The organism is Streptosporangium sp. NBC_01469, assembly GCF_036227305.1.
Classification (GTDB): Bacteria; Actinomycetota; Actinomycetes; order Streptosporangiales; family Streptosporangiaceae; genus Streptosporangium.
Genome location: NZ_CP109465.1, coordinates 3,164,821 through 3,191,723, shown reverse-complemented (window position 1 = coordinate 3,191,723; position 26,903 = coordinate 3,164,821). Strand labels below are relative to the sequence as shown.

Here is a 26,903-nt window from a genome sequence, read left to right as displayed (position 1 = left end):
CTCCAGATGTGATCACCCTGTCCCCAAGGCTATGACCAGGCTAAAGGACATACGGCGATCAGTCGGTCTGAGTCACCTTGTTGAGACCGCGGGGGGCGTCGGGGTCGATCCCCAGCCTGCGCGCGAGTGCCTCGGTGAGCAGCTGACCGGGGACGATGAGGCCCAGCGGGGCGACCCACTCGGGAAGGTCGGGACCGTTCAGCGCCGCGGTGGAGACCGAGGAGAGCGCGGTACCGCCGCCGACCGTGTAGGCCGAGGCGCCCGCGCCGGTCACCCTCTCGGCGAGCGCCACGGTGCCGGCCAGGGTCGGGCCCTCGCCCGCCGCGACCAGGATGGCCGGGGTGTCCTCGTCGACCACGGCGATCGGGCCGTGCAGCAGGTCGGCGTACGACAGGCCCATGGCGTGCAGGTAGCACGCCTCCTTGAGCTTGAGCGCCAGCTCCAGCGCGGTGGAGAAGGCCAGTCCCCGGCCGGAGACCACGACGCCCGGCTTGTCGGCCAGGCCCTCGACGATCGCCTCCAGGTCACCCGGGTCGCCGACCAGCTTCTCAACCGCGTCCGGTACCCGCTGCAGGTCGGCGGCGTCGACGTCCGCGCCGAGACCGAGGGCGAGCACGGCGAGCGCGGCGAGCTGGGTGGTGTAGGTCTTGGTGGCCGGGACCGCCTTCTCCTCGCCCGCGACCGTGCACAGGGCGAGGTCCGCGACCTGGGCCAGGGGACTCTGCTCGCCACCGTTGGTGATGGCCACGGTCCTGGCGCCACAGTCCTTCGCCCAGGCGAGGGTCTCGACGATCTCCTCGGTCCTGCCCGACTGGGAGAGGGCGACGGCCAGCACGCCGTCGAGGTCCAGCCTGCGCCGGTAGGTCGTGGCGATCGAGGGAGCGGCGAGGGTGGAGAGCCTGCCCGTGTGCGCCTCGGCGAGATAGCGGCCGTAGACTGCGGCGTTGTCGGAGGTGCCGCGGGCGATGAACAGCAGCTGGCGGGTCTGCCCCGCGAGCCGCTCCACCTCCCCGACCCTGGGGAGGAGGGCGTCGAGCGTGGCTCGCAGCGCGGCGGGCTGCTCGGCGATCTCGCTGCGCATCTTGGTCGTCATCTCGCGCTCATCCTTCGGTTCGGACGGACGAGATCGGGCCGTTATCGATCCGTCTCCGGTCCGTACGTTGACACCCTTTTCCGGCCTGTGGTCTAGTCCGGACTAGACCAGTACGAACCATAACTCATGAGACATCTCAGATCGAGGGGGGAGGATCCTGTGGCCCAGATCGATCCGGACAGCCCGGTGCCCAAGTACTTCCAGCTCCGGGAAATCCTGCTCGATCTCATCGAGAACAACGAGCTCGCGATCGGCACGGCGATCCCGTCCGAACGCGAGCTCTGCCAGCGCTTCGGGCTCTCCCGCATGACCGTACGGCAGGCCGTGGACCACCTGGTCTCCGAGGGCCGGCTCCAGCGGGTGGCGGGCAAGGGCACCTTCGTGGCCCGCCCCAAGATCGAGATGTCCCTGCGGCTGACCTCCTTCAGCGACGAGATGCGCGCCAGGGGCATGGAGCCCGGCTCCCGCGACCTGGACCGGCGGGTGGTCAGGGCCAGCGCGCACCTGGCCAGGGAGCTCGGCATCCAGCCGGGTGACGAGGTTCACTTCATCGAGCGGCTGCGGACCGCGGCCGACGAGCCCATGTGCATCGAGCGGGCCCACATCCCCGTCTCCCTCGCGCCCGACCTCGACACCCACGACCTGACGGGCCGCTCCCTCTACGCCCTCCTGGAGACCCGCTACGGCCTGGTGCTCGACGCCGGGGAGCTCACCATCGACGGCGGCATCGCCGACCCCGGTGACGCCGACCTGCTGAAGCTACCGCGCGGCGGGGCCGTGCTGCTGCTCCAGCGGCGCTCCTTCGCGGGAGGCGTCTGCGCCGAACTCGGGGTGTCCACCTATCGCGCCGACCGCTACCAGCTCCGTACGATCCTGGAGATACCGACCCGCCGCGCCTGACCCGGCTCCCCGACCACGTCCCACCCGCCGTACCCGTTCCGACCACGACCCGGCCCCGCCGACACCGCGCCCGTTCCATCCACACCCCAGCCACACCCCGGCCCCGCCGACACCGCGCCCGTTCCATCCACACCCCAGCCACACCCCGCCAGACCCCGGCCACACCCCGGCCCCGCACCGCCGCCGTCACAGCCCGCCCAGTCTCGCGCGAGCGCCCCTTCGCCGCCCTCCTCCCTTCCAGCCTCTGGAGGAAAGCCCGATGAGCCCTTCCTCGGCGGACGCGGGCCTGCCCGCCGCCCACCCGTCCGGGTCCGCCGCGATGAGCGTGCTCCAGCGCCTGGGACGTTCCCTGATGCTGCCGATCGCGGTCCTGCCGGCCGCGGGCCTGCTGTTCAGGCTCGGGCAGGACGACCTCCTCGGCCGGACCGACAGCGCCCTGCTCGACGACGTGGCCCGCGTCGTCGGCACCGCGGGCGGTGCCCTGTTCGACAACCTGCCCATCCTGTTCGCGATCGGCGTCGCCATCGGGTTCGCCCGCAGGGCCGACGGCTCCACCGCCCTGGCGGCACTCGTCGGCTACCTGGTCTTCCACGCCGTCAGCATGAACATGTTCTTCATCCTCTTCGACGCCGACCTGAGGGAGTCCATCACCACGGAGGTGTTCGACAGGGCCAACCCCGGCGTCCCCGACGCGGTCCTGAACCTCGGCGCGCAGAACCCGACCCGGGTGCTCGGCGGCATCGTCATGGGCCTGGTCTCGGCGTTGCTCTGGCAGCGCTACTACCGCACCAAGCTGCCGACCTGGCTGGCCTTCTTCGGCGGGCGCCGCCTGGTGCCGATCCTCACAGCCTTCGCCGGGCTCGTGATCGGCGTGCTCTTCGGCTTCGTCTGGCCGGTGCTGGGCGGCTGGGTCCGCGCCTCGGGGACCTGGCTCGCCTCCAACAGCGAGCTCGGCGCCGGGATCTACGGCATGATCAACCGTGCCCTGCTCCCGCTCGGGATGCACCACATCGTCAACAACGTGATCTGGACCCAGGTCCCCGAGTGCGTGGTCGACGGCAAGAAGCTCGCCGGGGACCTGATCTGCTTCAACAACGGCGCCGTCGGCTACGGCGGCTTCGAGGCCGGTTTCTACCCGGTCCTCATGTTCGGCCTGCCCGCCGCCGCGATCGCCATCTGGCGGGCCGCGCCGCCACACCGCCGCACCGCGGTCGGCTCGATCATGATCTCCGCGGCGCTCACCGCGTTCCTCACCGGGATCACCGAGCCGATCGAGTTCGCCTTCATCTTCGTGGCGCCGGTCCTGTTCGTGATCCACATCGTGCTGACCGGCGTCTCCATGGCCCTCGCCTCCGCCCTGGGCGTCAAGCTCGCCTTCAGCTTCTCCTCCGGGCTGATCGACCTCGGCCTGTACGGGACCGCGCCCAACGCCCGGGGAATACCGATCATCATCGTGATGGGGCTGCTCTATGCGGTGATCTACTACACCGTGTTCAGTTTCCTGATCAGGAAGCTGAACATCATGACCCCCGGCCGCGAGCCCGAGCCCGACGTCGACTCCGGGGAGTCCTCCACCCCGGCGCGGGACAGGGCGGACACCGGCCCGCCCGACCCCTGAGGGGCGCTGAGGGGCACCGAGCGGTTTCGGCCGTCCATCGGAGATCACGGCTCTGGCCACAACCCGTTCCGGCCGCTCCAACCTGAGGTGACCTTCTCCGCCCAACGGGGCGAAGCGACCGGGATTTCCGGGAAGTTGGCGGGCGGCGTATCTGGGCAGCGGGCCGGAAACTCCCTGATGTGTCAGTTTCTCCGCCCCAGCCGAGCACAATCGGAGTCCCCATGTCGCCCCCACGACGTCCGGCATCGCTCCCCAGGATCGCCCCCTCCCCCGCCGCCGAGCCGCCCTACGACGACGACCGTCCCGCCGGGGACACCCCGGCCATCCCGCCGTACGTGCAGGGCACCCTCGCCCTCGATCCCGGGCGGCCCGGCCCCTCGGCCGGGAGACCACTGGTCTGGGGCCCGCCCGGCGCGGTCCCCGACGAGCGGCGGCTGCGGGCCCTCGCGCAGGCCGTCGCCGAGATCCTGTCCGGCAGGCGCCCGCCGGCGAGCGTCTCCTGCCACCTGACCGGCCGGGCCCAGGCCGAGCTGATGAGGAGCGGGAAGATCATCAACAGCGCGCGCCCGCCCCGGGCGGGCAGGGCCCACATCTCCCAGCCGGAGGACGGGGTGGTGGAGATGTGCGCCGTGGTCGACTGCGGCGACCGCTCACGCGTCCTGGCGCTGAGGCTGGAACGCAGGGGCGTGCGCTGGCTGTGCACCGAGTTCGAGACGACCCCCTGACCCGCGTCCCGTAGTGGGAAGGGCTCGTCGCACACCGACGCTCCCCGAGCCCGCACCCTCGTCCCGGGAGCCCGGGGCACCCTCCGCCCCCGTGAAGCCGTGACACGCCGGCCGGCCGCGCTCCTCACGGGAGGCGGCGAGACCCGGACACGCCGGAGGGCCCGCACCGTGCACGGTACGGGCCCTCCGGTGACGGTCAGGCCTCGACGTGCCTGGGGTCGCCGTGGCAGCGCTTGTACTTCTTGCCGGAACCGCAGGGGCACGGGGCGTTGCGCTCGACGTTGCCGTACGCGTCACGCTCGGCCTTGGTGCTGATCCGGGTGTGCTCCACCTCGCCGCTCTCGCCCGGAGCCGTGTACTCCAGCTCGGTGGGACGCTGCGGGCCGCGCAGGCCGCGGGCGATGATCGAGCGGGTCTCCGCGATCGCGGCGTCCTCGGAGTGGTCGTGCTCCTCGACGATCGGGTTGCTCTGGACCTCGACCTCAAGGTTGAACAGGTAGCCGACCGACTCCTCCTTGATGCCCTCGAGCATCTGGGAGAACATCTCGAAGCCCTCGCGCTGGTACTCGATCAGCGGGTCGCGCTGGGCCATCGCCCGCAGGCCGATGCCCTCCTGGAGATAGTCCATCTCGTAGAGGTGCTCGCGCCACTTGCGGTCGAGGACCGACAGGATGACGCGGCGCTCCAGCACCCGCATGCCCTCCGGGTCCATGGCCTGGGCGTTGATCTCCTCTTCGCGACGGTCGTAGGCGGCCGCCGCGTCGGCCTTGATCCGCTCGTCGAGGAACTTGGCGGTCAGGTCCTCGCGGCTCCCGGCCTCCTCGATGAGCTGGTCGGCGGTGATGCTGATGGGGTACAGCTGGCCGAGGGCCTTCCACAGCTTGTCGAGGTCCCACTCCTCGGCGAAGCCCTCGGCGGTGGCGCCCGCGATGTACTCGTCGATCACGTCGTTGACGAAGCCGCGGATCTGCTCGTGCAGGTCCGCGCCCTCCAGCACCCGGTGGCGCTCGGCGTAGATCACCTTGCGCTGCCGGTTCATGACCTCGTCGTACTTCAGAACGTTCTTGCGGATCTCGAAGTTCTGCTGCTCGACCTGGTGCTGGGCGGAGGCGATCGCCTTGGAGACGATGCCCGACTCGATCGGGACGTCGTCGGGGATGTTGAGGCGCGTCATGATCATCTCGACCCTGGCCGAGTTGAACAGGCGCATGAGGTCGTCTTCGAGCGAGAGGTAGAAGCGCGACTCGCCCGGGTCGCCCTGACGGCCGGAACGGCCGCGGAGCTGGTTGTCGATGCGCCGCGACTCGTGCCGCTCGGTGCCCAGAACGTAGAGGCCGCCGAGCTCGGTGACCTCATCGTGCTCGGCCTGCACGGCCGCCCTGGCCTTCTCCAGCGCCTCGCCCCAGGCCTTGTCGTACTCCTCCGGGGTCTCGACCGGGTCGAGGCCGCGGCTGCGCAGCTCCAGGTCGGCGCGGAAGTCGGGGTTGCCGCCGAGCATGATGTCGGTGCCTCGACCGGCCATGTTGGTGGCCACAGTGACGGCGTGCTTGCGGCCCGCCTCGGCGATGATCGCCGCCTCACGGGCGTGGTTCTTGGCGTTGAGGACCTCGTGCTTGACGCCCTTGCGCTTGAGCTCCTTGGCGAGGCGCTCGGACTTGGCGACGCTCGTGGTGCCGACCAGCACCGGCTGGCCCTGCTCGTAGCGCTCCTTGATGTCCTCGACGCTCGCCATGAACTTGGCGTCCTCGGTCTTGTAGACCACGTCGGCCTGGTCCTTGCGGATCATCGGCCGGTTCGTCGGGATCGGGACGACGCCGAGCTTGTAGGTCTGGTGGAACTCGTTGGCCTCGGTCGCCGCGGTTCCGGTCATGCCGGAGAGCGTCTCGTAGAGGCGGAAGTAGTTCTGCAGCGTGATCGTGGCGAGGGTCTGGTTCTCGTCCTTGATCTTGACGGCTTCCTTCGCCTCGATGGCCTGGTGCATGCCCTCGTTGTAGCGGCGGCCGTGCAGGACTCGACCGGTGAACTCGTCGACGATCAGGACCTCGCCGTCGACGACGATGTAGTCCTTGTCCTTCTTGTAGAGCTCCTTGGCCTTCAACGCGTTGTTGAGGAAGCCGACCAGGTGGGTGTGCTCGGGCTTGTAGAGGTTCTCGATGCCCAGCCAGTCCTCGACCTTCTCCACGCCGGACTCGAAGATGCCGACCGTGCGCTTCTTCTCGTCGACGGCGTAGTCGCCGGTGTTCTCCTCGCCGTCCTTGCCCTCGACGCCCCTGCGGAGCCGGGGGACGATCTTGGCGAACTCGGCGTACCACTTGCCGGACTGCTCGCCGGGACCGGAGATGATCAGCGGCGTCCTGGCCTCGTCGATGAGGATCGAGTCGACCTCGTCGACGACGGCGAAGTGGTGGCCGCGCTGGACGCACTCCTCGAGCGACCACGCCATGTTGTCACGCAGGTAGTCGAAGCCGAACTCGTTGTTCGTGCCGTACGTGATGTCGGCGTTGTACTGCTTGCGACGCTCGTCGGCCGGCATGTTGGCCAGGATCACGCCGACCTCGAGACCGAGGAAGCGGTGGATCCGGCCCATCTCGTCGCCGTCACGCTTGGCCAGGTAGTCGTTGACCGTGATGACGTGGACGCCCTTGCCCGAGATGGCGTTGAGGTAGGTGGGCAGCGTACAGGTGAGGGTCTTGCCCTCACCGGTGCGCATCTCCGAGATGTTGCCCATGTGCAGGTTGGCCCCGCCCATGATCTGCACGTCGAAGTGACGCTTGCCCAGCACGCGCCGGGATGCCTCGCGAACGGTGGCGAAGGCCTCGGGAAGCAGGTCGTCGAGGGACTCGCCCTCGGCGTAGCGCTGCTTGTAGTCGGCGGTGAGCGCGCGAAGCTCGGCGTCGGTCAAGCTCGTGAAGTCGTCTTCAATGGAGTTGACCTGGTCGGCGATCCGCTTGAGCTTGCGCAGAAGCTTGCCTTCGCCGGCGCGAAGAATTCTATCGAGAAAGGCTGGCACTTTAGGTAAAGCTCCTCGCAGGTCTTCCACGGCCGGACCGGCCCGGCTGAGGACGAGACATGGTTCTCCGCTGCCATCGTAGGCGGTTCCGCCACCAGACACAGCCACCCTGAAAGACGCTCTTGTGGCCCATGGAGTTCCTTGCCCGCTTCTTTGAGAGAGTACGACCAGCTTCAAAGGGTATGTCGCCCTTTGTCACGTCCGTGATGGATCAATCGCACGGGCGCGTCGCTGTGTCTGGGAGGAGAAGCCGTGATGGCGGAGGACGCCGGTCGGGCAGGTGGCGGAAGCCACGAGGGCCAGGGAGGCGACGGGGGGCCCGCGGTCCACAGGGGCCCGGGGGGCCACGGGGGCAGGGCGTCGTCCTGGCTGGCGGTGACCGTGATCCTGCTGGGCTTCACCATCGCGGGGGTCGCCCTCTGCCTGGGCCCGAACTGGTTCGTCTTCTGGATGGGCACGGCGGTCTGCGTCATGGGCGCCATCCTCACGCTGGTCTTCCGCGTCTTCCAGGACATCGTCGTCGAGGCCCCCCGCGCGATGGGCGGCGAGACCGCCCGGGGCGTCCTGAACTGACCGCCCGGCGCGACGGGATGCGGCGGCCACCTCGACTCGCGACGCTCCGTCCGGGGGGTTGACCGCCCGGCACGCGGGGCGACGGGGTTCGCCCCAGCCTTGAGCTGACCGCCCGGTGCGGCAGGGTGCGACGGGGTTCGCCCCGGTCCTGAACTGAACACCCGGCGCGACGGGGTTCACCCCCGTTCATCCCGGCCACGGATGCCCTGACACCGGCGTAGCCTTTTCGTCGGTGTCAGGCGCTAGCCTCGGCCCACGACGTGTTGTCTCCCCCTGGGGCGGTCATGCAATTCTCCCTTTCCTCCGACGAGGCCCGCCGCGTCATCCTGCGCGCCCAGGGGTTCCTGGGCGCGCAGGCCCGGCGAGGCGGCGCCCCCGCGACCCTGCGCCGCCTCGGGGCCGTCCAGCTCGACACGATCTCCGTGCTGGCCCGCTCCCACGAGCTGGTCGCGTACGCCCGCCTCGGCGCCGTCGGCAGGCAGGAGGTCGAGCGGGCCTACTGGGACGAGCCCGCGCGGGCCTTCGAATACTGGTGTCACGCCGCGTGTGTCCTGCCGATCGGCGACTGGGCGCTGTACGCCTTCAGGCGGAGATACTTCCGCGACAGGAAGTTCCGCTGGCACGAGGTGCCCGACAGCGTCGACAAGGTGCTGAACCTGGTCCGCGAGAGCGGCCCGGTCACCACCGCCGACATCGGCGGGGCCAAGAATGGCGGCCCGTGGTGGGACTGGTCCGACTCCAAGATCGCCATTGAGTGGCTGCTCGACACCGGCGAGGTCGTCTGCACGCGCAGGGTGGGCTGGCGCCGCGTCTACGACCTGGCCGAGCGCGCGATCCCCGCGGACCTGCTGGGCGAGGAGCTGTCCGACGCCGAGTGCGTCACCCGCCTCGCCGGGGTCGCCGGGGTCGCGCTCGGCGTGGCCACCCGCGCCGACCTCGTCGACTTCCTGCGGCTGAAGGCACCCGAGGCTCTGCTGCTCGACAGGTGCCTGCTCGACGGGTCCGCCGGGCTGGTGCCCGTCCGGGTCGCCGGGTGGCCGGAGCGGGCCGCCGACGCCTGGGCCGACCCGGCCGCGCTGGAGACCGAGCCCAGGGGCCGTCACCGCACGACCCTGCTCTCCCCGTTCGACTCCCTCGTCTGGGATCGCGCCCGCACCGCCCGCGTGTTCGGTTTCAACCATCGTCTTGAGGCGTACGTGCCCAAGGAGAAGCGCGTCCACGGTTACTTCACGATGCCGGTCCTGGCCGGGGGCCGGCTGATCGGGCGGATCGACCCGGCCCGCGAGGGGGCCACGCTGGTCGCCCGCCAGGTGAGTCTCGAACCCGGTGTCACGCCGGGCAGGGGTGCCGCCTCGCTGGCCGGCGCGCTTTGGGAGGCGGCGAGCTGGGTCGGCTGCGAGGCCGTCCGGGTCGAGCGCGTCGATCCTCTGCTGGCGGGGCCCCTTCGGGACGCCCTGAACCGGGACACCCCCTGAGCGGGAGCCCCCGCCGGACCGGGCCGTCCTCCTGAGCCGGGACGACCTTCAGAGCCGGGTTGTCCCCTGGGCCGGAACGTCTTACCGGGCACGGTGTGCCCGAGCCGGGGTGCGGCGACCGCCGGGCGGTCACCGCACCTGGCGCGTGTCAGGTGATCTCAAGCATCCGCTCGCGGACCGCGTAGACCACCGCCTCCATCCTGGAGTGGAGCTGAAGCTTGTCCAGGATGTTTCTGACGTGGTTCTTCACGGTGTTCTCGGAGATGAACAACTGCTTGGCGATCTCGCGGTTGTTCATACCCTTCGCGACGAGGCGGAGCACCTCCATCTCCCGTTCGGTCAGGCGTGGAACGGGGAGTTGCGGGGGCCGCTCGGCCTCCTTGCGGCTCATGTTGGCGAATTCACTGATGAGTTTGGCGGCCATCGCCGGATTGATCAGCGACTGTCCCTCGTGGACACCGCGGACGGCCTCCGGGACCTCGTCGAGCTGGACGTTCTTCAGCAGGTAGCCGGTGGCACCCGCCTTGATCGCCTCGAAGAGATCCTCCTCCTCGTCACTCACCGTCAACATGATGATCCGCGTGCTCGGCACCGAGGCCTTGATCTCACGAGTGGCCTCGATACCGCTCCTCCGTGGCATCCGGACGTCCATGAGCATGACATCCGGAGTGAGGCGGTCGGCGAGTTCGACCGCTTCCTGTCCGTCGCTCGCCTCGCCGACAACCTCGATGTCCGTCTCCGCGGCCAGCGCCATCTCCAAGCTGCGGCGGATCAGCGCGTGATCGTCAACGATCAGCACGCGGATCGGTTCGCCGCGTCCGGTCGGGCCGGTTGCGTCGTCGGGTTCCGTCACGCCTCCTCCTCGGGGGGCCAGAGCCGGTGGACCGCCATGATTACACGGGTTTCATGGTCCTCGGTTGGTCGGAGAGGATCTTCGAACGCGTTCGTCAGGGCTCGATGAGCCGCAGCACGCCGTAGTTGTACCCCTGTCGGAGGTATACGACGCTCGGCTGGCCGCTCTCCTTGTCACGGAAGAGATAGAAATCGTGTCCCACCAGTTCCATCTCGAGAAGGGCCTGATCGACGGTGATCGGATCGGCCTCGTGGAACTTCTCCCTGACCATCAGCGGTCCGTCCCCGTCCATCTGGATCGGGATGATGGTCTTGTCCTCCACGACCTCGGCCTCGGCCTGGAGTTCGGCCGGTGACTGCTCGGTGAGCAGGCGGGCCGGAGCGCTCTCGAACGATTCGGCGAGCGCGGTCGCCGTCAGTTCTGCGACCGACGGCGGGCAGTGGTTGCCGTGATGGATCTTCCTGCGATCGGCGAGACGCCGCAGCCGTCCCTCGAGTTTGCCAAGTGCGATGTCAAGGGCGGCGAAACGGTCGTCGGCCGAGGCCTCCGCCCGGACCGCGGGACCACGTGAGTGGATGGTGAGCTCGACGCGCTCTCGCTGGTCGACGATGCGGGGATTACTTTCCTTGGACACCTCCACGTCAACGCGAATGAGCTTGTGGTCCAAACGCTCGATCCTGGCCAGCTTGGTGTTCACGTGGTCACGGAATCGGTCACTCACTCCGGTGTGCCGACCCTTGACGATGATCTCCATGCACAGCCCCCCTTCGAATCTCGACGGTGGTATTGCGACACCCGCTCGGCCGACCTGGTCTTCGTCCCCACATCCGCCTGCTGAGGGTTTCGCAGCTCTTTGCCACTACATGCCCTTCTCTTCTGGCAAGGAACATCTGGCTCCCTGGGAAGGCAGGACTTACCTCTAAGCCGCACCGTGATCGATCGACGAAAAGTCGTCTTACGTGGACCGTTTGGCCTGCGGCTGGCATCGGCTAGCCGGGCCGGCCTCCTGACGGAGGTCGGTCCGGTGCAACCACGGACCCGAGCGGGTGCCATGGCTCAGACGCTATCCGCATCCCGGCCGAATGTCAGCCTGACGATCGGCCAAAGGATCACTTTGCGTAATTCAGGGGTAGGCGACCGGCTCTTGGGGAACCCTGCCCTCGCGGGTCGGCGGCATGATAAACGAAGGCTTCTCGCGTCCGTTGAGCAGCCCGGAAACCGCCGCCGGGACAGTGAGGTGTGGCGTCGGAGTGAGGCCGGACACGGGTCGCCGTCTCACCCTCCGTCACGATCACCGGTTCTGGATCTCCGGCGTGTCGCGGCGACCGTGGCGGCGAGGGACGGCGTGACCCCCGCCTCACGCATCGCCCTGGCCGCCTCCGCGAGCGTCGCACCGGTGGTGACGACATCGTCGACCAGCACAATCACCTCCGTACCGCCCCAGGAGCGTGGCACAGGCGCGTTGCGGCCGATCGTGACAGTGAAGGCGCCGGACAGATTCGCGGCCCGCTGGGGAGAGCTCAGCCCCGCCTGGTCGGCGACACGGCGGCGCTGGGCGAGCACCCTCGCCACGCTCGCGGGCCAGCCGGCCTCGCGGAGATAGCCGGCCGCCAGCCCCGCGAGCCGGACCACCGGGTCGTGCCCGCGACGCCTCAGGGCCGGGCGGGCACTGGGCACCGGCACCAGCAGCACCGGCCGCTCGCCGGCCGCCGTGGCGACCGCCAGGGCCAGGGCCCCGGCCAGGGGAGGGGCGAGGGCCGTGCGACCGCGCTCCTTGTAGGCGATGATCGCCCGCCGCACGGCGGGGGTGTATTCGGCCGCCGACCAGCACTCGGGCAGGCCGGGCGGAATGGGGTCCGGCATCCGGAGGGCGGGCGCTCCGTGCAGCTCCGCCGCGCACCGGGGACAGACGAGGGCGCCCGGCGCGTCGCATCCGGCGCAACGGGGCGGCAGGATCAGGTCGAGCATGGCGGTCGTCACGGATCCAAGGTTTCATATGGCACCGACAAAAAGCCCAGCCCAGAGTACCGGAGGGGGGTTCGGACCCTCGACGGGAGGCGACGGCCGGCCCCGCCCGGAGCCGGGGCGGGCCGCTCCGGAAAGCGCCTCGTCCCAGGGCTGGGGCCATATATCACGCACCCCGGGCCTCGCGCCATGGGAGTGCGTCTTCCGGGAAAGACCGCTCAGCCGAGGGGGAAGGCCGGGGAGGAGGGGCCGTTCTCGGTGAAGTCCGTGGTCCCGATCTCGTTCTTGATCAGCGCCTCCCACTTGGCGGAGTTCCAGAACAGGACCTGCCTGCCGCCCTGCTCGTCCCTCGCCCCGGCGAGCAGGGTGCCGTCCAGGGCGGTGATGCTCTCGATCCGCGAGTCGAAGGGCAGCGACTTGGGCTCGGCGGTGACCGAGGCCTCGAGCAGCTCCGACTTTTCGGTGAGCGCGTACAGGGTCTTGCCGTCCTTCCAGGCGATGTCCTTGATCGTCCGATTGCCGTCGGCGTTGACCACGGTCTGGAGGTTGGTGATGCGGGTGCCCTCCCGCTCTCCGATGACGGTGCCGACCTGGACCTGCTCGCCCAGCCCGTCCTTGACGACCACCGCGACGTGCACGCCGTCCCGCGCGACCTTGAGCGACTCGATGTGGAGCGTCTCCAGGTCGGGGGCGGCCACCCGGTACTGGTGCTTGTTGTCGCCGTCGTGCCGGGTGATGACCGAGGTGTGGTCGTTGGGCCGGTCGACCGTCCAGAGCGTGTGGTAGCGGTCCCAGGCCGGCGGGGCGAGGGAGACCCCCGTGGCCCACACCCGCCACTCGCCGCCCGCGGCGAGCGGCGCGACGGAGACGCTCCTGCCGTTCCCGGAGAGCGCCGCCACCTGCTGCACGGGCTGGCCGCTGATCGCGGGGCGGGTGAGCCCGCCCCCCTTCTGGCCGGCCCTGCCCGGCACGGGACGCCCGACGTTCTCCTTGTCCAGCAGCCGCAGCGCGCCGTCGGTGAGATAGAACGGGTAGACGGCGTCGGGGGTCGTCCAGGGATCGAAGCTCGACTGCTCCTGGGCGTCGATCCGGAGGGGCGAGTCGGGATAGTACGGCTCGCCGTTCACCTTGACCTCGAAGCCCCAGCCGCCCTTGGTGAGCGCGGCGAGCGTCGCGGCGAGCTGGGCCGACATCGGGTCGATCAGGTCGGGGTCCACCCGCCCGGTGAGGTCGACGACGACCCTGTTGTTCTCGATGGTGACGTCGATGAGCTCGGTGCCGGTGAAGGCGGTGCGCACCGCGTCCTTGAGGGAGCTGCTCGGCCCCCGCAGCAGCCGCTCGACCGTCGTCTTGGCGAAGTTGGCGCCCGGGTCGATCGGCACCCGTACCTGGTCGACCACCAGCCCCTTCCACTGGGAGTCGAGGAAGTACAGGTCCACGGGCAGGTAGCCGCGGGCGACGTCGGCCTCGGACAGCAGGAGGCCGTCGGGGGCCGCGCTGATGCGCCACTCGCCGCCCGGCCCCTTGGCGAGCGTGAAGGGCTGGTTCAGCGGGCCGCCACTCGGACGGTATCGGCCGTCCTGGTCAATGATGGCGGTTTTGGTGCCCTTAAGCGTGACCTGAGCCTGTCTGTCCTCTTCTCGCAGGGGCGCGAACTTCTCGTACTCGCCCTGCCGGTAGACCGTGACGCCGCTGTGCGGGTTCCACTTGGCGGCGAAGTCGCCGGTGAGGTACTTGCGGGCGACCTGGAAGCCGGAGTCGTCGAGGCTCGCCATGGCCGCGCGGAAGCCGGTGACGACCTCCTCTGGCGACCAGTCGGCCTTCGGCGACATGGCGATGACCCGCGCGTACGGGTCGCCCAGCGGGCTGCCCTTGCGCTCGTTGTCGACGGCGACGACGGACTTGCCGCCGGTGGGGATGACCGAGCAGGCGCTCACCCCATGGAGCAGGACGATCGCCAGGATCACCGTCCCGGCGTTCCGCGCGCCTGTCCTCAGCGCGGGTCCGTACCGCACCTCGTGGGCTCCGGCCCGCGCGGCGCCCCCCGCCGGCTCCGGCCGGCGTCGCGCCCTTTCGGCCCTAGTCCGCATCGCGTCCCCCGTCGGCCGCCGCCGGCGACAGCACCGGCGTGACGTGTCCTCGCCACGTGCGTCGCATCTCCACCTCCGGGGGGACGAGCGGCAGGGGCGAGCCCCTGAGCACCGCCCCGGCCACCCTGGGCAGCGAGAGCCGGAACTGCGACCCCTCCCCGTGCGAGCCCCATGCCTGCAGCCAGCCGCCGTGCAGGATGGCGTCCTCGCGGGAGATGGCCAGCCCCAGGCCGGTACCGCCGATCGTGCGCGCCCGGGACGGGTCGGCCCGCCAGAACCGGTCGAAGACCAGGTTCTCCTCGCCGGGTTTCAACCCCACCCCGTGGTCCCGTACGGCCACCGCCACCGCGTCCCTGTCGGCGGCCACCGAGACGACGACCTCGCGGCCCTCGCCGTGCTCGATCGCGTTGAACAGCAGGTTGCGCAGGATGCGCTCGACCCTGCGGCTGTCCATCTCCGCCATGCACGGCTCGCCGGGAAGGCGCAGGTCGAAGCGGGTGGAGTGGCGCTCGGCCAGCGCCTCGGAGTCGGCGACGGCGCGCAGCACCACGTCCCTGACGTCCACCGGGTCGACGTCGAGGTCGGCCGCGCCCGCGTCGTAGCGGCTGATCTCCAGCAGATCGGCGAGCATCGCCTCGAACCGGTTGAGCTGGTTCTGCATCAGCTCGGCCGACCTGGCGGCCATCGGGTCGAAGTCCTCGCGGGCGTCGAAGAGCAGGTCGGCGGCCATCCGCACGGTGGTCAGCGGGGTGCGCAGCTCGTGTGAGACGTCCGAGACGAACTGGCGCTGGACCTGGGAGAGCTCCTCCAGCTGGTGGATCTTCAGCGCCAGGTTGGCGGCCATCTCGTTGAAGGAGGTGGCCAGGCGGGCCAGGTCGTCCTCGCCGCGTACCTTCAGCCGCTCGTCCAGGCGCCCGGCGGCCAGCCGCTCGGCGGCCTGCCTGGCCAGCCGCACCGGCGTGACGACCTGGCGGGTGACCAGGGAGGAGATCGCGGCCAGCAGCAGCACGAGACCGGCGCCGACGAGGATGATCATTTGCTGCACCGAGGCGAGGGTCCGCTCCTCCTTGTCCAGCGGGACCAGGTGGTAGATCTCGTACGACGAGTCGAGGCGGGTGCCGATGATCATTCCGGGCACCGGCTGCTCGGGCTGGCCCTTGTAGTACAGCGGGGTGTACCAGATGCTGTCCTCGCCCGCCTCCTTCTTGAACAGCTCGTCGCGCTGCCTGGGCAGGATGCTGACGGGGTCGATGTTCGTGGTTCCGTAGAACGCCCCCGGCAGCGTCTCGTTACGGATGATCACCGAGTAGCGGCTGGCCGAGCCCGCGCGCCTCGCGAGCGCCTCCGTGGCCTGGCTGAGCGGGCTGCCCCCCGTCGGCTGCGACGCCTGGCCCGGCTCGACGGGCTGCTTGGCGGCCTCGGCCGCGGGCTGGTTGAGATAGCCGAGCACCGCGTTCCTGTCGGCCTGCGCCTCGCTCTTGGCCGCGCTCTCCCTGGTCTCCAGGGTGGTCCTGATGATCTGCTGCATCAGGAAGACGCCGAGCACGGCGACGACCACGATGGAGATGACCATCGTGCTGGTGACCACGCGCAGCTGGAGCGAACGCCAGAAGACGCGGCGCGACCGGCCGGCCACCCGCCGGGCGCGGCGCCGCACACCCCGCAGCAGCTGGCGCGGGGTGCGACGGCGTTTCTTCGGTGCGGGAGGCATCTCGGGGTCCGGGGGGAGGCGGGCGGCTAGGCCGGTCCGGCCTTGTACCCGACCCCGCGGACCGTCACGACGATCTCGGGGTGCTCGGGATCCTTCTCGATCTTCGCCCTGAGCCGCTGGACGTGCACGTTGACCAGCCGGGTGTCGGCCGCGTGGCGGTAGCCCCAGACCTGTTCGAGCAGGACCTCGCGGGTGAAGACCTGGCGCGGCTTCCTGGCGAGGGCGACCAGCAGGTCGAACTCCAGCGGGGTGAGGTTGATGGTCTCCTCCTCCCGCTTGACCGAGTGCCCGGCGACGTCGATCGTGATGTCGCCGATCTGCAGGATCTCCGGCGTCGGCTCGTCGGTGCGGCGCAGCCGGGCGCGGACCCTGGCGACGAGCTCCTTGGGCTTGAAGGGCTTGACGATGTAGTCGTCGGCCCCCGACTCCAGCCCGAGCACCACGTCGATGGTGTCGCTCTTGGCCGTCAGCATGACGATCGGCACCCCGGACTCGGCCCTGATCCGGCGGCAGACGTCGATCCCGTCGGCGCCGGGCAGCATCAGGTCGAGCAGGACCAGGTCCGGCCGGGTGTCGCGGAACGCGTCGAGCGCCTTGTCACCGTCGGAGACGAAGGAGGGCTCGAAGCCCTCCCCGCGCAGCACGATACCGAGCATCTCGGCGAGAGCGGCGTCGTCGTCGACGACCAGCACGCGTCCTTTCATGGCCCCTCATTCGGTTTACGCAGTTCGGGAGTTATTGGGATAAACCGCTCGATCGTCGAAGATTACCCTTGTCCGCCTACTGGATGACACCGGCCGACGACTGGGCGTCCAAATGACGAATTTTAGGCGCACGCGACGTAAAACGCGTACTGGTACCCCCCACGGTCGCCACCGGCCCCACGACTGCGGACGCCGGGCGGTGATGACCACGGTCACAGTCTGCGGTAAACCAAGGCGTCTCGGCCATCCCTCCGGCATCTCCACCGCTCTCCGGAAGGATGAAACGTTCGTGTGATCGCCCGATCACCACGAATGGTGTGGCCACATGTCAGGATTGGGATATGTCAGACGGTCACGGCTCCACTCCCGGCGCTTCCGGCACACCCCCGGGCTGGGCGTCCAACCAACCTCCGCCGTACGGCAACGCGCCGGGATCGCCGTGGACCGCGCCCGGCCCGGCGTCCGGCACCCCCGAAGCCCCGCCGCAGGGGCCCCCTCCGGGTCCCGGGCAGCCCCACGGCCAGGCCCCGGACCAGTGGCGGCCGTACCAGCAGGGCCGCTACGGCCCGCCGCTCGGCGCGCGCGTGCCGCCCCCCGCGATGCGCCCCGGCATCATCCCGCTGCGCCCGCTCGGCCTGGGCGACATCCTCGACGGCGCGATCAAGCTGATGCGCTCCAACCCCAAGAGCGTGCTGGGCCTGTCGGCGATCGCCGCCGCGCTGGGCGCGATCCCCCTGGCGGTCGGACAGGTGATCGTGCTCAACTCCCTCACCTCGGCCACGGGGGACCTGGACGCGACTCCTCCCGAGGGGAGCTTCCTCACCCAGTACGGCGGCACCCTGCTCTCCTACGCGGTCCAGTTCGTCGCGGTGACGCTGCTGACCGGCGTGCTGACCCGCATCCTGGGCCGCGCGGTCTTCGGCGGCAAGCTGACGGCCGGCGAGGCCTGGACGCTGACCCGGAGCCGGGTGCCCACGCTGTTCGGGCTGGTCGTCGTCAACCTCGTGCTCCTGCTCGTCCCGATGGCCCTGATCGTCGGCCTGTTCCTCGCGCTCGGCGCGGCGGGGGCCGGGGTCGCCGTGGTGGCGATCGTGGGCGTGGTGGCGGTGCTGGCCTACGTGATCTACGCCTTCTTCGTCACCACCCGGCTGGTGCTCGCCCCGTCGGCCGCGGTGCTGGAGCGGCGCGGCGTCGCCGACTCCCTGCGCAGGTCCTGGCACCTTGTCTCCGGCGGCTTCTGGCGGACGCTCGGCATCGTGATCCTCACCCAGATCATCGCGTTCCTGATCGGCCAGGTGCTCGCCTTCCCCTTCGTCCTGGGCGGGAGTTTCTTCGCCTTCCTCGGCGCGGGCTCCATCGGCGCGCAGGTCGCCGCGGCGGTCCTCATCGCCGTGGGCGTCACCCTCGGCTCGATGATCACCTATCCCCTCCAGGCGGGGGTCAACGGCCTGCTCTACGCCGACCGGCGGATGCGCTCCGAGGCGTTCGACCTGGTGCTCCAGACCGCGGCGATCGAGCAGCAGCGGCAGGGATGGGTCCACGCGTCGGCCGACGACCTGTGGGACCCCTCCGTCACGCCCCCGGGCCCCGCGCGGTACGGACCCCCCGATCAGGGAGCCCCGTGGTCCCACTCCTGACGTCCCCGATCGACATCGAGCGCGAAGAGGCGCGGCGCCAGGCGATCCAGGAGCTGCTCGGGCCCGAGTACGCCAAGGAGTCCCTGGTCGACCGCCTCTGGCGGAACGTCAACCAGTTCCTCGGCGACCTGCTGGACCAGGAGTCCGTGGGCGCCGTCGGCAGCCTGGCCGCGCGGGCGGCCCTTCTCGTGATCGTGATCGCGATCATCGTCGCGCTGCTCCTGGTGGCCCGCAGGACCGCCAGGGGCGGCACCGCCCGCACGGGGGGGATCTTCGGCGACCAGCGCCGCACCGCCGCCGAGCACCGCGAGGCCGCCGAGCGGCTCGCCGCGGAGGCCCGGTGGGCCGAGGCGGTCCGCGAGCGGCTCCGGGCCGTCGCCCGCGACCTGGAGGACCGCGTGATCATCGACTACACGCCCGGCCGCACCGCCGATGAGCTGGCCACGGAGGCGGGCCGCGCGCTGCCCGCACTCGCCGCCGAGCTGGCCACGGCGGCCCGGGTGTTCGACGACGTGACCTACGGCGAGGTGCCCGGCACACCCGAGGCGTACGGGATCATGCGCGATCTCGACGAGCGGCTGCGCGCGGCCCGCCCGGCGCCCGTCGCGGGGGCGGACGCGCCATGAGCCTGGCCGCGCCCGGACAGCCGGGACCGAGCTTCACGGAGAACGCCGAGAACCCCGAGAACCCCGAGAACGCGGCGGACACCGCGCGGACCGGCCCGCGGGCCACCTCACGCGACGCCGCGACGACCTCCACCTCGCCGACCGCGGGCGGCCTCTGGCGTAGCGGCAGGGGCGCCCTCCTGGTGGCGCTCCTCGTGGTCGCCGTCGCCGTCGCCGGCGTGCTGCTCGGCGGTTCCGGCGGGCCGGGAAGGACCCTCGACCCCGCCGACACCTCGCTGTCGGGCGGCAAGGGCCTGGCCCGGCTGCTGCAGGCGCGGGGCGTGCGGGTCGCGCGGGTCACCTCGGTCGCCGAGGCCGGGTCGCTGGCCGGGCAGGCGGGTTCCGCGGGCAGCACCCTGCTGGTGAGCGAGTCCTTCCCGCTCGACGAGGACGAGGCGGAGCGGCTCGCCGCCACCCCCTCGGACCTGCTGGTGGTGGGCGTACGAAAGCACCTGGACCTGCTCGCGCCGGGGGTGGCCCCGCTGCGTGAGGCGCGGGCGCGCTCCCGAGAGCCTCGCTGCGCGCTGTCGGCCGCGACGAGGGCGGGCAGCGCCTACAGCGGCGGGGTGGCCCTCACCCTGCCCCCCGGGGCGATCGGCTGCTATCCCGCCGACGGGGCGCCCACCCTGGTCTCCCACACCGTCGGGGACCGGACGGTCACCGTCGCGGGCGACGCGCAGTTCATGACCAACCTGCGGCTCGCCGAGGACGGCAACGCCGCGCTGGCGACGAACCTCGCCGGCGCGCGGCCCACCCTGATCTGGCTGACGGCCCCGGAGACCGTCTCCCAGGCGGGCGGCGGCAAGGCGGGTTTCTACGACCTGGTCCCCGAGGGGATCAAATGGGCCGTGGTGCAGGTGCTCGTCGCGGTGCTGCTGCTGGCGCTCTGGCGGGGCCGCAGGCTCGGCCCCGTGGTGGCCGAGCGGCTGCCCGTCGTCGTGCGGGCGGCCGAGACCGTCGAGGGACGTGCCAGGCTCTACCGCGCGCGGCGAGCCCGCGACCGGGCCGCCGCGGCCCTGCGCGCGGGCTTCACCGACCGGGTCACCCCCCGCCTCGGGCTGCCCGCGGGGACGGGCCCCGAAGCGCTGGTGAACGCGATCGCCGAGCGGACCGGCCAGGCGGCGTCGCACGTGGGCGCCGCCCTGTACGGACCGCCGCCGGTCGACGAGGCGGGGCTGGTAGCCCTGGCCGAATACATGGACATCGTGGAAAGGCAGGTCGGAAAGTCGTGACCACACCACCGGGGAACGGCGGTCTCACCGAGGCGACCTCCGTCGTCAGGACCGCGCCCGGCGCATCCGCCGTACCCGCCGCGCAGAGCGCGGACCGCGCCAGGGAGGCGCTGGGAGCCCTGCGCGCCGAGGTCTCCAAGGCGGTCGTCGGCCAGGACGCCGTGGTCACCGGGCTGGTGATCGCGCTGCTCTGCCGGGGCCACGTGCTGCTCGAAGGCGTGCCCGGCGTCGCCAAGACCCTGCTCGTCAGGACACTGTCGGCGGCGCTCTCGCTCGACTTCAAGCGGGTGCAGTTCACCCCCGACCTCATGCCGGGCGACATCACCGGCTCACTGATCTACGACGCGAAGACGTCGGAGTTCGAGTTCCGCGAGGGGCCGGTCTTCACCAACCTCCTGCTCGCCGACGAGGTCAACCGCACGCCCCCGAAGACGCAGGCCGCGCTGCTGGAGGCGATGGAGGAGCGCCAGGTGAGCGTGGAGGGGTCGGCGCGCGCGCTGCCCGACCCGTTCATCGTGGCCGCCACCCAGAACCCCGTCGAGTACGAGGGCACCTACCAGTTGCCCGAGGCGCAGCTCGACCGGTTCCTGCTCAAGCTGACCGTCCCGCTGCCGCCCCGCGACCAGGAGATCGCGGTGCTGGAGCGGCACGCGCTCGGCTTCGACCCGCGCGACCTGTCGCACATCAGGGCCGTGGCCACCGCCGCCGACCTCGCCGCGGGACGCGCGGCGGTCAGCCAGGTGCACGTGGGCCCCGAGGTGCTCGGCTACATCGTGGACATCGCCAGGGCCACCCGCCAGTCGCCCTCGCTCCAGCTCGGCGTCTCCCCGCGCGGCGCCACCGCGCTGCTGGCCGGGGCGCGGGCCTGGGCGTGGCTGTCCGGCCGCGCCTACGTGACGCCCGACGACGTCAAGGCGCTGGCCAGGCCCGCGATGCGGCACCGGATCCAGATACGTCCCGAGGCCGAGCTGGAGGGCGCGACCGCCGACGGCCTCATCGACGCCATCCTCGCCTCCGTCCCCGTCCCCCGCTGACGATGGCGCTGACAGGACGGGCCGCGCTGCTGGCGCTGCTGGGCACCCTGGTCGTGCTGTTCGCCCCCCGGCCGGGGCCGGCCGTGGCCGGGGTCGCGCTGCTCATCGTGGCGCTGGTCGCGGTCGACCTGCTGCTGGCCGGGAGCGTGCGCCCGCTGCGCTTCACCCGCTCGGGCGAGCGGCTGGTACGGCTCGGCGAGTCGGTCGCGGTCGAGCTGATCGTGGAGAACCCCGGCCCCCGCCGGGCGCGCGGCGTGCTCAGGGACGCCTGGCCGCCCTCCGCGGGTGCCACGCCCCGGCACCTGCCGCTGGACGTACCCCCCGGGGAGCGCCGCCGGCTGGTCACGACGCTCACCCCCACCCGCAGGGGCGACCGCGAGGCGGTCACGGTGACGGTGCGGACGCTGGGCCCGCTGGGCATGGCGGCCCGCCAGGGCTCGCACCGGGTGCCCTGGTCGGTCAGGGTGCTGCCGCCCTTCCTCAGCCGCAAGCACCTGCCCGCCAAGCTGTCCAGGCTCAGGGAGCTGGAGGGCCGGCACCCGTCGATGATCCGGGGGCAGGGCACCGAGTTCGACTCGCTGCGGGAGTACGTGGTCGGCGACGACGTCCGTTCGATCGACTGGCGGGCCACCGCGCGCCGCGACGACGTCGTGGTCCGCACCTGGCGGCCCGAGCGCGACCGGCGGGTGCTGATCGTGCTCGACACCGGCCGTACCTCGGCCGGACGGGTGGGCACCGCGCCGATCCCGCTGGCGGGAGAGGTGCCCATGACCGGCGGGACCGGCGGGGTCGCGGGGTCGCGGATCGTGCCCGGCTGGCCCCGCCTCGACTGGTCGATGGACGCGGCGCTGCTGCTGGCCGCCCTGGCCTCCCGCGCGGGCGACCGGGTCGACTTCATGGCCCACGACCGGGGAGTGCGCGCCTGGGTGTCCGGCACCGGCCGTACGGAGCTGCTGTCGTCGCTGGTCAACACCATGGCCCCGATCGAGGCCGAGCTGGTCGAGGCCGACTCGGCGGGGATGGTCGCGGCCGTCATGTCGCGGGCCAGGCGGCGCTGCCTGGTCGTCGTGCTGACCGACCTCAACCCGGCGGCGCTGGAGGAGGGTCTTCTGCCGGTCCTTCCCCGCCTCTCCTCGCGGCACCTGGTGCTCCTGGCCGCCGTCTCCGACCCGCAGGTGGCCGAGATGGCCGCCGGGCGCGGCACCTCCGAGCTGGTCTACGGCGCGGCGGCGGCCGAGCACCTCAGCGCGGGACGGCGCAGGATCACCGCACTGCTGCGCCGCCAGGGCGTGGAGGTCGTGGACACCGCCCCCGAGCAGATCGCCCCGGCCCTGGCCGACGCCTACCTGGCGCTGAAGGCGGCCGGCCGGCTCTGAGGCGGCCTCCCGGCGGGCGTCCGGACACCCACAAAAGGGCACGGGGCGCCCAGCCGGTGACGGGACCGAGATCAGGGGCGCCCAGCCGATGACGGGAACGGCATCCAGGGGGCGCTCAGCCCATGACGGGAATGGAATACGGAATCCGGAGGGCGCCCAGCCGGTGACGGGAACGGGATCCGGGAGACGCTCAGCCGGTGACGGGGGCGAGGTCCCTGGTGGGGCGCCAGGTGGGGGCTCAGCCCGCGCTGGGGGCCTGGTCGGGGGCGCGCTCCACGTCGCCGCTCTCTCCCGCGGCCACGGCCCGGCGGCCGAAGAAGATCACGTAGGCGAGGAAGGCGACCTCCGCGACCACCCCGATCCCGATCCGCGCCCAGGTGGGCAACCCCGAGGGGGTGACCAGGCCCTCGATCAGCCCGGATACGAGCAGCACCACGACCAGGCCGAGGGCCACGCTCATCACGGCCCTGCCCTGCTCGGCCAGGGCCTCGACACGCCTGCGCGGGCCGGGGTCGACGACCGTCCAGCCGAGGCGCATGCCGACGGCCGCGGCGAGGAACACCGCGGTCAGCTCCAGCAGGCCGTGCGGGGTGATCAGCCCGAAGAAGATGTCGAGCTTGCCGCGCGAGGCCATCAGCCCGGCGGAGACGGCCACGTTGAACGCGTTCTCCCACAGGACGTAAGGGATCGGCAGGCCGAGCAGGATGGACATCATGATGACCTGCATCGAGACCCAGGCGTTGTTGACCCAGACCTGCCCGGCGAAGGAGGTCGCCGGGTTCTCCGAGTAGTAGTCGGCGAAGTCGTGGTCGACGAGCTGGGTGATCTGCTCGGGGGTGGCTATCGCCGCCTGGACGTCGGGATTCTCCCCCACCCAGACCGCGACGACCGTGGAGACCAGCAGGAACGCGACGCTCGTGGCCAGCCACCACCGGCGGGCCCGGTAGGCGACCACCGGGAAGGAGACCGTGAAGAAGCGGACGAACTCCCGCCAGGCCGGGGTGTGCGCCCCGGTCACGGCGGAGCGGGCGCGGGCGACGAGCGCCGACAGGCGGCCCACCAGGATCGGGTCGGCGGAGGCCGAGCGGACGAGGGACAGGTGCGTGGCCACCCGCTGGTAGAGGTCGACCAGTTCGTCGACCTCGGCGCCGTCCAGCGAGCCGCGCCGCCGGACCAGGTCCTCGAGGCGGTCCCAGGCGGGCCGGTGCGCGGTGACGAAGGCGTCGATGTCCACGCGGGCAGCCTATCCAGTCGAAGGTAGGGTGCTGATTGTGTCCGATGTCGTAACCGGCGAGGCCGTGGTCGTCGAGGTCCGCGTCGCCCAGCTCCCGAGCAGGGCCGCGGCGCTGCTGATCGACATGACGCTCCAGGTCGTGACGCTGCTGGGCGCCTCCCTGCTGGTCGGCAGCCTGGGATTCCTGAACGATCCGGCGCTGACCACGATGGTCTACATCGTGCTCACCGTGCTCGTGGTCGTCGGCTACCCGGTGGCCTTCGAGACGCTCACGCGCGGGCGCAGCCTGGGCAAGCTCGCGCTGGGGCTCCGGGTCGTCAGCGACGACGGCGGCCCCGAGCGGTTCCGGCAGGCCCTGTTCCGCGGGCTGGCGGGGGTCCTGGAGTTCTGGATGCTCAGCGGCGCCCCCGCGCTGATCAGCTCGCTCATCTCGGAGAAGGGCAAGCGGCTCGGCGACATCTTCTCCGGCACCATCGTGATCTCCGAACGCGCCCCGCGACAGTACGGGCCGCCGCTGGACATGCCGCCGATGCTCGCCCCGTGGGCGGCGACGCTGGAGCTGTCGCGGCTGCCCGAGCAGGTCGCGGCCACCGCGAGGCAGTACCTCATGCGCTGGCACGACCTGACCCCCGCCGTCCAGCACGAGATGGGCGTGCGCATCGCCACCGAGATGTCGGCCTTCGTGTCCCCGCCCGCACCGCCCGGTGTGCCGCCGTTCGCCTACCTGACCGCCGTCCTGGCCGAGCGCCGCCGCCGCGAGCAGGCGCGCCTGGCCCAGCAAACCGGCGCGCACCGGCCGGCCCGGCAGTGGACAGGCCCGCAGGGGGCCGATCAGTGGCGATCCGGTCAGCAGTGGCCCGGCCACGCCCCACCCCCGCCGCCCCAGCCGTCCCCGTCGTTCCAGCCCCACCCGGCTCACGCGCCGTCGTTTCAGCCCCACCCGGCCGCGCCGCCACCGTACGCGCACCCTGGGGCCACAGGCGGGCCGTACGCGCCTCCGGCCCCCGGAGGTCAGCCGTACCCTCCCGCCCCGTACGCGCCTCCCGGATCGGTGTCTCAGCCCCACCCGCGGCCCGCCTACCAACCGGCGCAGCCGCGGATCCCCCTCCCTCCCCCGGCTGGACCGCCGCATCCGGCACCTCCGCCCCCGCCGCCCGCGGTCCGGCCCCCCGCGCGGGAGCCCGACCCCACGCCCGGCGGGTTCGTCCCTCCCGCCTGACCTCCCGCCCCGCACGCCTCCCGCCGCACGCCGTACGCGGACGGGCACGCCGTACGGGTCCGGCGTCGGTGGCGCGTCGCGCGGGAACGTGAACCATCGGGCGGGGAACGCGAAAAGGGGCGGTGGGAAGGCCCGCCGCCCCTTTCCTCAGTTCCTCATGGGTGACCTCGTCCCCCTGGGGGAATGGCCGCGCCGGACGGTCAGTGGTGGCCGTGCTCCCCGTAGGAGGCCTGGGTCTGCACGTTCAGCCGGTCCAGGCGGACGCCCTTGGCCGGGTCGGTGCGGCGGTCGTCGATCTTGAGAACGTCCAGCCCCCTGCGGAAGTCGCTGGCGTAGATGTAGCCGTTGTAGTAGTACGCGGACCAGATGCCGCCGCCTCCGCCGGTGGGCTCGGGACCGCGCTCGAAGAAGCCGATCTCCTTCGGACGGGACGAGTCGGTGAAGTCCACGAAGGAGACGCCGCCCTGGTACCAGGCCTGGACCATGATGTCCTTGCCCTTGACCGGGATCAGCGAGCCGTTGTGCGCGACGCAGTTCTCGGTGTCGGCCTGGTGACGACCGATCTTGAAGTAGCCCTTGAAGACCAGCTTGCCGCGGACGATGTCGTAGTAGGCGTTGGCGCCGCGGTTCGGGCCGGTGGCCTCGTTGCAGGTGGCCGCGCCGCCACCGCCGAGCTCGTCGGTGAAGACGACCTTGTTGCCCTTGTTGTTGAACGTCGCCGAGTGCCAGAACGCGAAGTTCGGGTCGGTGGTCCGCGCGGTGATCACCGGGTTCTCCCGGTCGGAGATGTCGAACAGGACGCCGTCACCCATGCAGGCTCCGGCCGCGATGTCCTTCTCCGCGTAGACGGTGATGTCGTGGCAGCCGCTGGTCGGCAGCAGCAGGCCCGGCTGCGTCTCGTTGCCGCCGTCGGGGAAGACGACCGGCGTCTTGACCACGGCCGCGTCGGTCGGGGTGCGCAGCGGCACCTTGATGACCGAGATCTTGTCGTGCGGCGGCTGGCAGTCGGGGAACACCGCGCTCGGGTTGTAGGAGGAGACGTAGAGGTAGACGTTGCGCCGGTCCCTCGACTTGCCGGGGACGAGTGTCAGCGTGTGGGAGCCGCAGTTGGTCTCGACCGACTTGATGTACTTGGGGTTCTTCTTGTCGCTGATGTCGAAGATCCGGACGCCTTCCCACGACTCCTTGACGTCGGCCGGCTGGGCGACGCTGTTGCAGGAGTCGTCGCTGCGGGAGTTGTCGACCGCGGCGAACAGCAGGTCGCCGTAGACCGACACGTCCATCTGGGAGCCGGGGCACAGGACTCCGCTGACGAGCTTGGCGCGCCTCGGGTTCCTGATGTCGTAGATCGAGAAGCCGCCGTAGTTGCCAACGTAAGCGTAGTCACCTTGGAAGGCGATGTCGCTGTTGGTGGTGGCCTCAAGGCCGGGGAGCTTGGGCAGGGTGCCCACGTGCGTCACGTTGGGGCTGGTGACGACCTCGCCGGGCGGGGGAATGTCGGCGGCCTGGGCCGAGACCGTGGACATCAGCATCGCGGCGGCCGTGGCCGCCACTACCAACGCCCGGACGGTCCTTCGGGGAGCGAACACTCGGGTGCCTCCTTGGAGCGGACATAAGGCATGCATAAATTAGCAAATCGTCCCTCCTGACAGCCGGACCGACGGAGCATGACTTTGTCACAATAAAATATGAGGCGATCTCTTTACTAAGGCCCCGGAAAAGTTTACGGTCGATGTCCCTTACGTGATCCTTCCGGGCGTTCCCGGCCCTCACGCACGAAGGCCACCGG

General features: G+C 71.1%; 21 protein-coding genes. 11 read left to right on the top strand and 10 right to left on the bottom strand.

Annotated elements, in window-relative coordinates; translation table 11 throughout:
- Window positions 1–58: 58 nt before the first annotated feature.
- A complete protein-coding gene (locus OG587_RS14550) occupies window positions 59–1,093 on the bottom strand; it encodes an SIS domain-containing protein (RefSeq protein WP_329090551.1) in 1,035 nt (344 codons plus the stop codon).
- A gap of 159 nt (window positions 1,094–1,252) precedes the next feature.
- Here OG587_RS14550 and OG587_RS14545 point away from each other — a divergent pair, with 159 nt between their 5' ends.
- The 3 genes from OG587_RS14545 to OG587_RS14535 all read left to right on the top strand — a co-directional run bounded on the left by OG587_RS14545 (window position 1,253) and on the right by OG587_RS14535 (window position 4,336).
- Window positions 1,253–1,993, top strand: a complete 741-nt coding sequence (locus tag OG587_RS14545) for a GntR family transcriptional regulator (RefSeq protein WP_329090550.1) — start codon at window positions 1,253–1,255, stop codon at window positions 1,991–1,993.
- 259 nt (window positions 1,994–2,252) lie between these two features.
- Window positions 2,253–3,611 (top strand): PTS transporter subunit EIIC, encoded by a 1,359-nt coding sequence (locus OG587_RS14540; RefSeq protein WP_329090548.1) that lies wholly within the window; start codon window positions 2,253–2,255, stop codon window positions 3,609–3,611.
- A gap of 221 nt (window positions 3,612–3,832) precedes the next feature.
- Window positions 3,833–4,336: an Rv3235 family protein gene (locus tag OG587_RS14535; protein WP_329090546.1), complete on the top strand. Its 504-nt coding sequence runs from the start codon at window positions 3,833–3,835 to the stop codon at window positions 4,334–4,336.
- 196 nt (window positions 4,337–4,532) lie between these two features.
- Here the strand turns inward: OG587_RS14535 and secA are convergent, their stop codons facing one another.
- Window positions 4,533–7,346 (bottom strand): preprotein translocase subunit SecA, encoded by a 2,814-nt coding sequence (gene secA / locus OG587_RS14530; protein ID WP_329090544.1) that lies wholly within the window; start codon window positions 7,344–7,346, stop codon window positions 4,533–4,535.
- 255 nt (window positions 7,347–7,601) lie between these two features.
- Between secA and OG587_RS14525 the strand changes: the two genes are divergently transcribed.
- On the top strand, window positions 7,602–7,919 hold the full coding sequence (locus OG587_RS14525) for an HGxxPAAW family protein (RefSeq protein WP_329093864.1): 318 nt from the start codon (window positions 7,602–7,604) through the stop codon (window positions 7,917–7,919).
- A gap of 284 nt (window positions 7,920–8,203) precedes the next feature.
- Window positions 8,204–9,394 (top strand): winged helix-turn-helix domain-containing protein, encoded by a 1,191-nt coding sequence (locus OG587_RS14520; protein WP_329090542.1) that lies wholly within the window; start codon window positions 8,204–8,206, stop codon window positions 9,392–9,394.
- 148 nt (window positions 9,395–9,542) lie between these two features.
- Here the strand turns inward: OG587_RS14520 and OG587_RS14515 are convergent, their stop codons facing one another.
- From OG587_RS14515 to mtrA, 6 genes are all read right to left on the bottom strand, one after another.
- A complete protein-coding gene (locus OG587_RS14515) occupies window positions 9,543–10,247 on the bottom strand; it encodes a response regulator transcription factor (protein ID WP_329090540.1) in 705 nt (234 codons plus the stop codon).
- A 94-nt stretch (window positions 10,248–10,341) separates the two neighbouring features.
- Window positions 10,342–11,001 carry a ribosome hibernation-promoting factor, HPF/YfiA family gene (gene hpf, locus OG587_RS14510; RefSeq protein WP_329090538.1) on the bottom strand — a complete coding sequence of 220 codons (660 nt, stop codon included), beginning with the start codon at window positions 10,999–11,001 and terminating at the stop codon, window positions 10,342–10,344.
- Window positions 11,002–11,522: 521 nt separating this feature from the next.
- Window positions 11,523–12,227: a ComF family protein gene (locus tag OG587_RS14505; protein ID WP_329090535.1), complete on the bottom strand. Its 705-nt coding sequence runs from the start codon at window positions 12,225–12,227 to the stop codon at window positions 11,523–11,525.
- A 203-nt stretch (window positions 12,228–12,430) separates the two neighbouring features.
- Window positions 12,431–14,227 carry an LpqB family beta-propeller domain-containing protein gene (locus OG587_RS14500; protein ID WP_329090534.1) on the bottom strand — a complete coding sequence of 599 codons (1,797 nt, stop codon included), beginning with the start codon at window positions 14,225–14,227 and terminating at the stop codon, window positions 12,431–12,433.
- A gap of 64 nt (window positions 14,228–14,291) precedes the next feature.
- Entirely contained in the window at window positions 14,292–16,013 is a 1,722-nt protein-coding gene (gene mtrB / locus OG587_RS14495; protein ID WP_329090532.1) for an MtrAB system histidine kinase MtrB, read from the bottom strand.
- 26 nt (window positions 16,014–16,039) lie between these two features.
- Entirely contained in the window at window positions 16,040–16,717 is a 678-nt protein-coding gene (gene mtrA, locus OG587_RS14490) for an MtrAB system response regulator MtrA (protein WP_030907316.1), read from the bottom strand.
- 341 nt (window positions 16,718–17,058) lie between these two features.
- Between mtrA and OG587_RS14485 the strand changes: the two genes are divergently transcribed.
- The 5 genes from OG587_RS14485 (at window position 17,059) to OG587_RS14465 (ending at window position 22,661) form a co-directional block, all read left to right on the top strand.
- Window positions 17,059–18,354, top strand: coding sequence for a hypothetical protein (locus OG587_RS14485; protein ID WP_329090525.1), 1,296 nt, complete (start codon window positions 17,059–17,061; stop codon window positions 18,352–18,354).
- Complete coding sequence (locus OG587_RS14480) at window positions 18,339–18,980, top strand: DUF4129 domain-containing protein (RefSeq protein ID WP_329090524.1); 642 nt, start codon at window positions 18,339–18,341, stop codon at window positions 18,978–18,980. Before OG587_RS14485 ends, OG587_RS14480 begins: the two co-directional genes overlap by 16 nt.
- Entirely contained in the window at window positions 18,977–20,251 is a 1,275-nt protein-coding gene (locus OG587_RS14475) for a DUF4350 domain-containing protein (protein ID WP_329090522.1), read from the top strand. The genes OG587_RS14480 and OG587_RS14475 overlap by 4 nt, the downstream gene beginning before the upstream one ends.
- Window positions 20,252–20,361: 110 nt before the next feature.
- Window positions 20,362–21,285: an AAA family ATPase gene (locus tag OG587_RS14470; protein ID WP_329093862.1), complete on the top strand. Its 924-nt coding sequence runs from the start codon at window positions 20,362–20,364 to the stop codon at window positions 21,283–21,285.
- A 2-nt stretch (window positions 21,286–21,287) separates the two neighbouring features.
- Complete coding sequence (locus tag OG587_RS14465) at window positions 21,288–22,661, top strand: DUF58 domain-containing protein (RefSeq protein ID WP_329090521.1); 1,374 nt, start codon at window positions 21,288–21,290, stop codon at window positions 22,659–22,661.
- 238 nt (window positions 22,662–22,899) lie between these two features.
- Here OG587_RS14465 and OG587_RS14460 read toward each other — a convergent pair whose 3' ends face one another.
- Complete coding sequence (locus tag OG587_RS14460) at window positions 22,900–23,895, bottom strand: stage II sporulation protein M (RefSeq protein ID WP_329090520.1); 996 nt, start codon at window positions 23,893–23,895, stop codon at window positions 22,900–22,902.
- 37 nt (window positions 23,896–23,932) lie between these two features.
- Between OG587_RS14460 and OG587_RS14455 the strand changes: the two genes are divergently transcribed.
- Window positions 23,933–25,114 (top strand): RDD family protein, encoded by a 1,182-nt coding sequence (locus OG587_RS14455; RefSeq protein WP_329090518.1) that lies wholly within the window; start codon window positions 23,933–23,935, stop codon window positions 25,112–25,114.
- A 200-nt stretch (window positions 25,115–25,314) separates the two neighbouring features.
- On the opposite strand, the gene OG587_RS14450 is transcribed toward OG587_RS14455, so the two are convergent.
- Entirely contained in the window at window positions 25,315–26,703 is a 1,389-nt protein-coding gene (locus OG587_RS14450) for an LVIVD repeat-containing protein (protein WP_443075577.1), read from the bottom strand.
- Window positions 26,704–26,903 lie beyond the last annotated feature (200 nt).